General features: G+C 66.5%; 10 protein-coding genes. 8 read left to right on the top strand and 2 right to left on the bottom strand.

Annotated elements, in window-relative coordinates:
• Positions 1 to 73: 73 nt before the first annotated feature.
• Positions 74 to 769: a TetR/AcrR family transcriptional regulator gene (locus GGR43_RS12520; protein ID WP_188072307.1), complete on the bottom strand. Its 696-nt coding sequence runs from the start codon at positions 767 to 769 to the stop codon at positions 74 to 76.
• A gap of 121 nt (positions 770 to 890) precedes the next feature.
• On the opposite strand from GGR43_RS12520, the gene GGR43_RS12515 reads away from it, so the two are divergent.
• From GGR43_RS12515 to GGR43_RS12480, 8 genes are all read left to right on the top strand, one after another.
• On the top strand, positions 891 to 2,204 hold the full coding sequence (locus tag GGR43_RS12515; protein ID WP_188072306.1) for an aromatic ring-hydroxylating oxygenase subunit alpha: 1,314 nt from the start codon (positions 891 to 893) through the stop codon (positions 2,202 to 2,204).
• Between the two features lie 193 nt (positions 2,205 to 2,397).
• Positions 2,398 to 4,131, top strand: a complete 1,734-nt coding sequence (locus GGR43_RS12510; protein ID WP_188072305.1) for an FAD-dependent oxidoreductase — start codon at positions 2,398 to 2,400, stop codon at positions 4,129 to 4,131.
• Positions 4,131 to 4,571 (top strand): hypothetical protein, encoded by a 441-nt coding sequence (locus tag GGR43_RS12505; RefSeq protein ID WP_188072304.1) that lies wholly within the window; start codon positions 4,131 to 4,133, stop codon positions 4,569 to 4,571. The genes GGR43_RS12510 and GGR43_RS12505 overlap by 1 nt, the downstream gene beginning before the upstream one ends.
• Positions 4,568 to 5,344 (top strand): SDR family NAD(P)-dependent oxidoreductase, encoded by a 777-nt coding sequence (locus GGR43_RS12500; RefSeq protein WP_188072303.1) that lies wholly within the window; start codon positions 4,568 to 4,570, stop codon positions 5,342 to 5,344. Before GGR43_RS12505 ends, GGR43_RS12500 begins: the two co-directional genes overlap by 4 nt.
• Positions 5,345 to 5,465: 121 nt before the next feature.
• Complete coding sequence (locus GGR43_RS12495) at positions 5,466 to 6,941, top strand: FAD-binding protein (RefSeq protein WP_188072302.1); 1,476 nt, start codon at positions 5,466 to 5,468, stop codon at positions 6,939 to 6,941.
• Positions 6,942 to 6,944: 3 nt separating this feature from the next.
• Positions 6,945 to 8,042, top strand: a complete 1,098-nt coding sequence (locus GGR43_RS12490) for a nuclear transport factor 2 family protein (protein ID WP_188072301.1) — start codon at positions 6,945 to 6,947, stop codon at positions 8,040 to 8,042.
• A 34-nt stretch (positions 8,043 to 8,076) separates the two neighbouring features.
• Complete coding sequence (locus GGR43_RS12485; protein WP_188072300.1) at positions 8,077 to 8,613, top strand: nuclear transport factor 2 family protein; 537 nt, start codon at positions 8,077 to 8,079, stop codon at positions 8,611 to 8,613.
• Positions 8,614 to 8,617: 4 nt separating this feature from the next.
• A complete protein-coding gene (locus GGR43_RS12480; protein WP_188072299.1) occupies positions 8,618 to 9,640 on the top strand; it encodes an NADP-dependent oxidoreductase in 1,023 nt (340 codons plus the stop codon).
• Positions 9,641 to 9,663: 23 nt separating this feature from the next.
• Here the strand turns inward: GGR43_RS12480 and GGR43_RS12475 are convergent, their stop codons facing one another.
• The gene (locus GGR43_RS12475) at positions 9,664 to 10,809 is read right to left on the bottom strand and encodes an LLM class flavin-dependent oxidoreductase (protein ID WP_188072298.1); all 1,146 of its coding nucleotides are present in this window, start codon (positions 10,807 to 10,809) and stop codon (positions 9,664 to 9,666) included.
• Positions 10,810 to 10,991 lie beyond the last annotated feature (182 nt).

Here is a 10,991-nt window from a genome sequence, read left to right as displayed (position 1 = left end):
TCCTCATTTCTCTTATGAGAAGCAAGACTATCAAAGCCGGGCGGGCGGCCAACTCGACTTTATGTTAGGGCGTTCAATCCGGCCCCGCGCCCAGACCGAGAAAACCGCCGGAGACGAAATCGACCATCTGCTCGACCATTGCGTCGAGGTCGCTGGAATGGAAGCGGCCGCCCGACTGGCGGTCGAGCATCCCGCTTTCCGCGAGGATATGGGTGATCATCGCCTGATAGAAGAAGAAGCACCAATAGACCTTGCCCTCCTCCATATCCGGGTGGAGGTCTTTCAGCGCGGCGATGTAGGATTGCACCAGATCGTCGAAATGCTGGCCGAAGGGGACGGTGTAGTCCTCCTGCTGCGGCGCGTTGGCGATCTGCGCCATCAGCCGGATATAATGCTTCCACCCCGGCCCGCCGCGCATCGTCCGCTCGACGATGGGCAGGATGAAGGCGCGGATGATCGCCTTGCGCCGCTCGGTGCGGCTGCCCTGCACGGTCAGCGCCTGATCGAGCGCCTCGGCGAGGCAGCGCACATGCTCGTCGGCGCGGCGGTCGACCACCGCGCGGAACAGCGCTTCCTTCGACCCGAAATGATAATGGGTGAGCGCGACCTGCACCTTGGCCGCGCCGGCGATGTCGCGCAGCGAGACGCCGTAGAAGCCGCGCAGCGAAAAGAGCGACTCGGCCGCGTCCAATATCTTCGCCGCCGTTTCCGGGGCGCGGCGCCGGTCGATGCGCGGAGGTGCGGGCAGGGATGCTTCGGCACCTGTCATTTCCGCTAGGTTTTCAGCTTTTCCGGCCATCCAGCCCCTATGCCCAAGGAATTGACAAGCCGCAACCCGTCGGAATATATTTAGTCGATCGTTCAACTATATAAAATCTGGAGAGCGCGCCATGACCGTCGAAACCCTGCTTGGCCGTCAGGTCGGAGATTATGATCCCCCCGTCCGCGGCGACCCGATCACCGGAGAACGCTATTACAGCCGGCGCTGGGCGCAGGCCGAATGGGATCATGTGTGGACGAAGGTCTGGCATATCGGCGGCATGGTCGCCGACCTGGAGGAGCCGGGCGATTTCCTGACCCATAATCTGGGCCGCGAGTCGGTGGTGATGCTGAAGCAGGAGGACGGCTCCGTCCGCGCCTTCTACAATGCGTGCAAGCATCGCGGCTATCGCCTCGCCTGGACCGAGGTGGGCGGCTCGCCCTTCCTCACCTGCGCCTATCATGGCTGGCGCTATGCGCCCGACGGCACGCTCATCCACGCGCAGGATCCGGACGACTTCCCCGGCGGCAATCCCTGCGGCAGGACGAAGCTGGAGGAAATCCCCTGCGCCGTCTGGGGCGGCTTCGTCTGGTTCACCATGGATCGCGACGCCGCGTCGCTGGCGGACTGGCTCGGCCCGGTCGGCAGGCAGATGGAGCAATGGGGCATGGACAGGATGACGCGCGTGATGGCGCTGAAATCCGACGTGCCCTGCAACTGGAAGATCATCCGCGACAATTTCAACGAATCCTATCACCTGCCGACGCTGCACCCGCAGATCGCCAATGTGATCGACGATTCGCTGGAGGACACGATCTTCGAAATCTATCCCGACGGGCATAACCGCATGATCATGCGCGGGCTGAAGCCTTCGGGGCGCTACGACACCGCCGACATCCTCGAAATGCCGCTGGCGCAGGCGCTGGAATATTGGGAGCTGGACCCGAAGGATTTCGAGGGCCGCGCGAGCCAGACCCGCGCCGCGATCATCGCGAAGAAGCGCGAGCTGGGCCGGGCCAGGGGCTATCCCCATTATGACGGCATGGGCGACAGCGAGATTGTCGACTTCCACCATTATACGCTGTTCCCCAACCTGACCTTCACCATGTGGCCGGACGGGGTGCAGTTGCTGCGGTCCGAACCGCATCCGACCGACCCCGAACGCTGCATCTTCGACCACTGGTTCATGGCGCACCGCATCGGCGACAGCGACGTGGTGATCGGGCCGATGGGGCCGACCCCGTTCGAGGCGGTCGAGCGCGAGACGGTGATCTTCGGCACTAGGTCGCTGGGCGACGTCGCCGATCAGGATCTCAGCGTCGCCATCGGCCAGCAGGAGGGGCTGCATTCGCGCGGCTATACCGGCGGCCTGCTCGCCAATCAGGAAAAGCGCGTGCAGGCGTTTCACGAGCGGCTGAACGACATGTGCGGCATCCACGACTGAGGCCGCGCGCCTCGCCTGAACAGCCGCACCGACAGGGAAATACAGGGCGGGCGGGGGCCGATCCGGCGCGATCGGCCACCGCCCGCCATTTATATCAGAAGTGATAGCTTGCCTGCCGCAAGCCTGGCCGGGCAGGTTCGGGGCCGGGCAGGTTCGGGCAAACCGCACAGGCATGGAATGGGAGGAAGGATCGATGGAGAATAAGGGTCTTGGCAGGCGTCAGTTGCTCGCGGGCGCGGGCGTGGTGGCCGCCGCGGCGGTGACGGGCGCGTGCAGCCGCACCTCGACCGGCGGCGCGGCGGACGGCGCGTGGGACCGCGAAGCCGATCTCGTCTGCGTCGGCAGCGGCGCGGCGGCCAGCTCCGCCGCCGTGACGGCCTCGGCGGCGGGCGCGAGCGCCATCGTCCTTGAGAAGATGCCGATCCTCGGCGGCACCACCGCCAAATCGGGCGGCGTCTGCTGGATCTTCAACCATTTCATCCTGCGCGAACAGGGCATAGCCGATCCCAAGGCGGACGCGCTCAAATATATGGTCCGCTACGGCTATCCGCGCCATTACGACCCGGCCAGCCCGACCCTCGGCCTCGACGAGCGCCGCTACAAGGTGGCGGAGGCCTTTTACGACCATGGCGCGGCGGCGGTCGATCATCTGCGCGAGATCGGCGCCGTCCAGTTCAAGCAGTTCCGCCTGTTCCAGGTGGACCGCCCCGCCCCCGACTATGCCGACCATCTGCCGGAGAACAAGGTGCCGACCGGCCGCGCGCTCGAACCGGCGGTGGGGTCCGGCTCCTCGGAGGGCGGCGGCAGCCTCGCCACCCAGCTCCACGCCTTCCTCAAGCAGAAGAACATCCCGGTGATGACCGACACGAAGGTCACACGCATCCTCCGGAATGAGGAAGGCCGCGTGATCGGGGTGGAGGCGGAGCAGGGCGGCAAGACCCTGCGCATCAAGGCGAACAAGGGCGTCGTCTTCGGCACCGGCGGCTATTCGCACAATGTCGAGCTGTGCAACACGCACCAGCCCTATGTCTACGGTTCCTGCTCGCTGCCCGGATCGACCGGCGACTTCATCCCGCTGGCGCAGGAAGCGGGCGCGATGATGGGTGACCTCAGCCTCGCCTGGCGCAGTCAGGTCGTGCTGGGCGAGGCGCTCGCCAATCGCGGCGTGGGCCTGGGCGCCTTCGTGCTGCCGGGGGATTCGATGATCCTCGTCAACAAATATGGCAAGCGCATCGTCAACGAGAAGCGCGACTATAACGACCGCACGCAGGCGCATTTCCCCTATGATCCCGCGCATGAGGAATATCCCAACCATCTGATGTTCATGCTGTTCGACGAACGCTCGATCGACGCGTTCGGCGGGGCCTTCCCGTTCCCGGTCAAGAAGAGCGAGCAGCCGCATCTGCTGGAAGGCGCGAGCTGGGACGAGCTGTTCGGCAAGATCGCCGCGCAGATCAAGGGCTGGGAAGGCCGGACCGGCGGCGTCCGCCTCGCCCCCGATTTCGCGGCCAATGCGAAGGCGACCATCGCGAAGTTCAACGATTATGCGAAAGCGGGGGTCGATCCCGAATTCGACCGCGGCAAATATCTCTACGACCGCGAATGGCACCTGCTGTTCTCGGCCCGGCGCGAGGGTACGAAATTCCCGCCCAATCCCTATCCCAACACCGTCATGCACCCCTTTGCCGAGAGCGGCCCCTATTATTGCGTCGTCCTCGCCCCCGGCACGCTGGACACGGCGGGCGGGCCGCAGATCAACGAGCATGCGCAGGTCGTCTCCGCGCGGGGCGAGCCGATCCCCGGCCTTTATGCCGCCGGCAACTGCGTCGCGTCCCCGACCGGGCAGGCCTATCTGGGCGCGGGCGGCACCATCGGTCCGGCGGTCACCTTCGGCTATATCGCCGCCAACCATGCGGTGAAATCCTGATGCGGCTGACCGTTTCGGTACTGATGATGATGACCGCCTTCGCGCTGGCTGCCTGTTCGGGGCAGCCGCCGAAGGACAAGGACGGCGGCGGGGAGCAATCTTCCGCCCCCGAAGAGCCTTCCCTGTTCGCCAGCGAGATCGCGCCGATATTGCAGAGCAGCTGCGCCACCTGCCACCTGACCGGGCAGGAGGCGGGCAATATGTCGCTGGTGCCGGGCAAGGCGATCGCCAGCCTCGTCAATGTGAAATCCACCGAAGTCGCCACGCTGACCCGCGTGATTCCCGGCGACCCGGACAACAGCTATCTGATCATGAAGCTGGAAGGAACGCAGGACCAGCATGGCGGCATCGGCGCGCGCATGCCGTTCGGCGCGCCGCCGCTGACGCAGGACAAGATCGACACATTCCGCAAATGGATCGCGCAAGGAGCAAAGCCATGAACGCCGATCAGGTCAGCCTCGCGGGCAAGGTCGCCATCGTCACCGGCGCAGGGATGGGCATGGGCGCGGCGACCGCCCGCCTGCTCGCCGCGCGCGGGGCGAAGGTTGTCGTCTCCGACATCAACGGGGACGCCGCGACGGCGACCCGCGACCGGATCCGCGCCGAGGGCGGCACCGCCGAAACCGTGCTGTGCGACGTCGCGCAAGAGGATCAGGTCGAGGCGCTGGTCGCCGCCACGGTGGCGGCGTTCGGCAGGCTGGACTGCGCGGTCAACAATGCGGCGATCACCCCCGACACGCTGCCCATTGCCGAAGCCGACATGGCGATATTCGACAAGGTGCTGAACGTCGATCTGCGTTCCGTCATGCTGTGCATGAAATATGAGATCCGCCAGATGCTGGCGCAGGGCTCGCCGGGGTCGATCGTCAATGTCGGATCGGTCAGCTCGGTGCGGCCGCAGCCCCATAACGCCGCCTATGTCGCGGCCAAGCATGGCGTCATCGGCCTGACCAAGACCGGCAGCCTCGAATATGCGCCCAGGGGCATCCGCGTGAACGCGGTGCTGCCCGGCGCGATCGACACGCCGATGCTGCGCGGCGCGCTCGACGCCACCGGCTTCACCGAGGAGCAGTTCGCCCCGGCGCTCAGCCTGTTCGGCCGCTTCGGCAAGCCGGAGGAAGTGGCGGAGGCGAGCGCATGGCTGTGCTCCGACGCGGCCAGCTATGTGACCGGCCACAGCCTCGCGGTCGAGGGCGGCTATCTGACGCGCTGAGACGCGGTCGCAGGGCATAGGGGCGCGCCCTCTCATTATTGCCAGTGTTCGCGAACGCCCGAACCGGGTCAACTGTCCGCGCATCGATACGCGCCAGCAGGGCGGCAAAGGAAAGAGGATCATGAGCAAGACCGTGCCGCTGGGCGATATCGCCGCTTTCGACGACGAGGCCGACGTGATCGTCATCGGCTATGGCATCGCCGGGGCCTGTGCGGCGCTGGAGGCGCGGCGGTCGGGCGGCGACGTGCTGGTGATCGAGCGCGCGAGCGCGGGCGGCGGGTCGAGCGCGCTGTCCTCCGGCCTCTTCTATTTCGGCGGCGGCACGGCGGTGCAGCAGGCGGCGGGCTATGACGACAGCGCCGAGAATATGTACCGCTTCATGGTCGCCTCGATGGGGATGGAGCAGGCAAACCACATCCGCCGCTATTGCGACGACAATGTCGCGCATTTCGACTGGATGGAGGCTCAGGGCGTCCCGTTCGAGCGCAGCTATTATCCCGACAAGGCGGTGTTCATCCTCTCGACCGAGGGGCTGATGAGCACCGGCAACGAGAAGGTCTGGCCGTTCCGCGACATCGCCACGCCGGTGCCGCGCGGGCATCAGGTGCAGATGGCGGGCGAAAGCCCCGGCGCGGGCGCGATGACGCCGCTGCTCGCCCGCTGCGAGGAGGAAGGCGTGCGCGCCAGCCATGACAGCATCGCGACCGCGCTGATCGTCGATGAGGCAGGCGGCGCCGCGGGCGTCGCCATCCGCCAGACCGGGCAGGACAGATATTATCGCGCCCGGCGCGGCGTCGTCATCGCGACCGGCGGCTTCGGCGTGAACAAGGAGATGCTCGCCCGATATTTCCCCGGCCTGCCCGACACCGCCGAGCCGCTCGGCACGCCCTATACCGACGGGTCGGGCATTTTGCTGGGCACGGCGGCGGGCGCGGCGACCTCCGGCATGGACGGGATGATCGCCACCGCCTCCATCTACCCGCCGGGCCAGCTGATCAAGGGCATCATCGTCAACACGCTCGGCCAGCGCTTCGTCGCCGAGGACAGCTATCATGGCCGCACCGCCTCCTTCATCATGGAGCAGCCGGGCCAGCGGGCCTTTCTGATCGTCGATGCGGATATCTTCGCCTACCCGGAAATCACCACCGCCCATCATGAGCTGATCGACGGGTTCGAGACGGTGGAGGAAATGGAAGCCCGGCTGGAATTGCCCTCCGGGTCGCTGGCGCGGACGATGGCGAGCTATAACCGCCACGCCGCCCAGGGGCGCGATCCCCTGTTCAACAAGCATCCCGACTGGCTGAAGCCGCTGGACAAGGGGCCGTGGGCGGCGTTCGACATCTCGTTCAACCGCTCCAACTATCTCTACATCACGCTGGGCGGGCTCAAGATCACCTCCGACGCGCAGGTGCTGGACGGCAAGGGCGCGGTCATCCCCGGCCTTTATGCGGCGGGCGCGTGCACCGCGCATATCCCCCGCTGCGGCAAAAGCTATGCGAGCGGGATGAGCCTCGGCCCCGGCTCCTATTTCGGGCGCGTCGCCGGGCGCGTGGCGATGGGCAACAGCGCCCCGCTCTCCGGCGCGGCGGGAGCCTGAGCGATGGACCAGCAGACCGCCACCGCCCTTGCCGAAGTCGCCGCCGTTCAGGCGATCCGCAAGCTGCTCGCCCAGCATGGGCGCGGGGTCGATCGCGCCGATGCGGGGACGATCGCCCAATGCTATCATGGCGATGCCGGGGTCGACTACGGCTTCTTCACCGGCCCCGCCTCGGAACTGGCGGCGATCCTCGCCACAGCGCAGAGCGGCGGGCCGATCACCCTGCACCGCGCCGCGCACAGCTGGATCCGGCAGACCGGCGAGGACGAGGCGCTGGGCGAAACCTATGTCACCGCCTATGCCGCGGCGCCCGCCGACGACGGCTCCCCGCGCCAAAGGCTGATCTGCGGGCGCTATCTCGACCGCTTCACCCGGCGCGAGGGCGTGTGGAAGATCGCCCATCGCCGCTATGTGCTCGACGTGCCGCTGAGCCATGAGGGCAGCTTCGCGCCGCCGCCGCTCGGAGAGTTCGCCCATCATTTCCCGACCGGCGGCCATGGCCGCGCCGACCCCGGCATGGCGCTGCTCGCCAGCGCCTGCGCCGCCGCCTTTTCCTCCCGCAAGGAAGCCCCCGCCATGAACGCCCCCTCCCCCGACCTGATCGACCGGACCATCTCCACCCAGCAGCTCGCGACGCTGACCGCCGCCTATTGCCGGGGCGTCGACCGCACTGACGAGGCGCTGCTCAAATCCCTGTTCCATGAGGACAGCGTGGTGACGAGCGGCGCGTTCAACGGCAATGGGCAGGCGTTCGCGGTGGAGATCTGCAAGATCGTGCGCGACAGTTTCGAACAGGCCTTCCACTCGACCGCCAACCAGTGGTTCGAGATAGACGGCGACGAGGCGATCGGCGAATCCTACGCCGTGGCCGCCGTCACGATCGGCGGCGAAGGCGATGCCCGGACAGGCGTGCTGACCGGCGGCCGCTATATCGACCGCTTCTCGCGCCGCGATGGCGTGTGGAAATTCGCCGAGCGCCATTTCGTCTGCGACTGGACGCTGCAACAGCCCGTCGCCGGGGACGAGGACGGCCTCGTCGCCGCCCTGCCGCTGCGCGGGCAACAGGGGCCGGACGATCCGGTCTACCGCTTCTGGAAATGACCGGGCGGCAAGCAACAAGGAACAGGAGAGCGTGATGGACATGGAAAGGGAAGTGCGCGATCTCGTCGCGCGGCGGGACATCACCAGGGCGATCCACGCCTATATGCGCGGGCAGGACCGGCTCGACCACGGGTTGCAGTTGTCCTCCTTCCACGCCGACGCCGATGTGGATTGCGGGCTGTTGCGCGGCGATGCCCGCGCCTATACCGATTTCGCGCAGGGCTTCCTCGCCAATCTGGAAGGGAGCCAGCATATCCTCGGCCAGATCGACCTCGATGTCGATGCGGACGGCGGCACCGCGACGGGCGAGGTCTATTTCTTCGCCTGGCACCGGCTGGTCGAGGAAGGCGAGCCTTACGACCTGCTGATGGCGGGCCGCTATATCGACGAATATAGCCATCGCGACGGGCGCTGGGCGATCCAGCGGCGGCGCGAGCTGATCGACTGGGCGCGCAAGGACCCCGCGAGCGACGGCATATTGCAGGATATGCCGCTGATCCACCTGTCCGGCCGGTCCGGCGCGGATTTCAGCCAGACGCGCGACTGGGCGTCGGGCACTTCGGGGAGATAGGATCATGACCGATACACCGACTACAGGCCGCCGTTTCGTTCTGGCCGCCCGTCCCGACGGCCTGCCCAAGGAAAGCGATTTCCGGTTGGAGGAGGTCGCCATCGGCGCCCCCGGTCCGGGGCAGATCCTGACGCGCAACCATTATGTGTCGCTCGATCCGGCGATCCGGGGCTGGCTCGACGACAGGCCGAGCTATCTGCCGCCCGTCGCGCTCGGCGACGCGGTGCGCGCCTCGACCGTGGGCACCGTGATCGCCAGCGGGGTGGACCGCTTCAAGCCCGGCGACTGGGTGATGGGCCTCAACGCGATCGAGGAATACAGCCTCGTCACGCCCAACGCCTATATGCACCCGATCGACGTGTCGCAGGTGCCCTCGCCGACACTCTACCTTTCCGCCATGGGCGCGGTGGGCCTGACCGCCTGGTTCGGCGTCAGCGAGGTGATGCAGCCGCAGGCGGGGCAGACGCTGCTGGTGAGCGGCGCCGCGGGCGCGGTCGGCTCCTGCGTCGGCCAGTTGGCGAAGCTGCGCGGCACGCGGGTGGTCGGCATCGCGGGCGGGGCGGACAAGTGCCGCAAGCTGATCGACCATTTCGGCTTCGACGCGGCGATCGACTATCGCGGCAAGGATGTGGAGGCGCTTTCCGCCGATATCGCCGCCGCCTGTCCGGAAGGGATCGATCTGGTTTACGAGAATGTCGGCGGCATCTGCCTCGACGCGACGCTGCTCCACATCAACCATTATGCGCGGATCATCCTGTGCGGGCTGATCTCCGAATATAATGGCGAGTCCTATGGCGCGCGCAACATCTGGCAGCTGATCGTCAAGACGGCGACGATGCGCGGCTATCTGGTGAGCGAGTTCGTCGATCGCTTCCCGGAGGGCAGCAAGGCCATCGCCGCGCTGATCGCCGAGGGCAAGCTGCGCTTCGACGAGCATGTGGAAAAGGGCATCGACAACGCCTATCCGGCGTTCATGCGGCTGTTCGACGGCAGCAACCGGGGCAAGATGATCCTCGACCTGAGCTGACGGGCGGCGGCGCCCTCGATCCGCTAGCCGACCTGCTCTATCACCAGCTCTTCCTCATGGCTGCCGGCGCGCAGGCCGCGCGCTTCGAGGATGGGGAGCACCTCGTCGCGGAAATAGGGGAATTCGCGCGCATAGTCGACGAAGGACAGCGTCGTGCCGCTGAACCCCGCTTCCCGGATCGCGCAGATGCCGTCGGCGACCTGCTCCGGCGTGCCCACCAGCGGGTAGCCGCCATGGCCGACCGCGAAGCGATCGCGGATCAGCGTGAGCAGGTCGTGCGGGAAGGATTGTGCATGCGCGAATTGCAGCTCGATCACCCGGTCGAGCGTCTTTATGTCGCGATGCTCGAAGCCGAAATAGTGGACATAGTCCTCCGCCTCCTTCGTCGTCGGACGGCAGACGACATGGGAGAAGGTGAGCAGATCGACCGACCGCCCCCGGCTCTCCGCCAGCGCCTTCAGCTCCGCCGTTTCCTCCGCCGAGCGCCTGAGGTCGATCGCGGGGGTGAAGAGGAAATCCGCGTTCCTGACCGCGAAGTCCCTTCCCTCCTTCGATCCCGCCGCGTTGATGACCGGCGGCAGGCCGTCATAGGGCAGCGGGTCGGCATGCACGTCCTTCAGCTTGAAGAAGCGGCCGTCGAAATCGAAGCGCTCCTTTGACGACCATAGCCGCCGAACGATCTCGAACCATTCCTCCGCATAGGCGTAGCGCACATCGTGCCCGTCCGGCAGGTCCAGCCCCAGCGCCGCCATTTCCGGGGCGTTCCACCCGGCGACGATGTTGAGGCCGGAGCGGCCATGGCCGATCTGGTCGATCGTCGCGAGCTGCTTGGCCGCCACCACCGGGTTGAACGCCATCACATGCACGGTCGACACCACGCTGATCCGCCGGGTCGCGGCGAGCAGTCCCGCCGCCCATGTCAGGGTTTCGAGCACATGGCCCTGGAAATTGCTGTCGCCCGCATTGGCATAGCCGATCCAGCGCGCCACCGGCAGCATGAAGTCGATGCCCGCATCGTCCAGCATGCGGGCGAGCGCCAGATTATTGTCCCAGCTCGCGTCCCAGCGTTCCGGCACATTGGTGATCGACATGCCGCTGGAGCAGTTGGACGAGAAAGTGCCGAGCTTGAACTGATTCTTCCTGTGAAGCGGATGCATGTTTCTGGCCATTGGAACCCCTTCCCCACGCGATGTTGCCCGCAAGGTGACGGGTCGGGGGCCGGGAAGCTATCCGAATCGCGCTTGCATTAGCCGCTCACCGCATCGCCATTTCATCGCGGGAAAACCATCATTGCAGCCGGATCACTTTTCCCGTGCCACCCTGACGGCGATGGTGCAATCTGGCGCCCATG

Origin of the sequence: Sphingobium jiangsuense (genome assembly GCF_014196495.1) — a bacterium.
Taxonomy (GTDB): domain Bacteria; phylum Pseudomonadota; class Alphaproteobacteria; order Sphingomonadales; family Sphingomonadaceae; genus Sphingobium; species Sphingobium jiangsuense.
The sequence above is the reverse complement of the archived record's forward strand: the minus strand, read 5'-3'. Positions and strand labels throughout refer to the sequence as shown.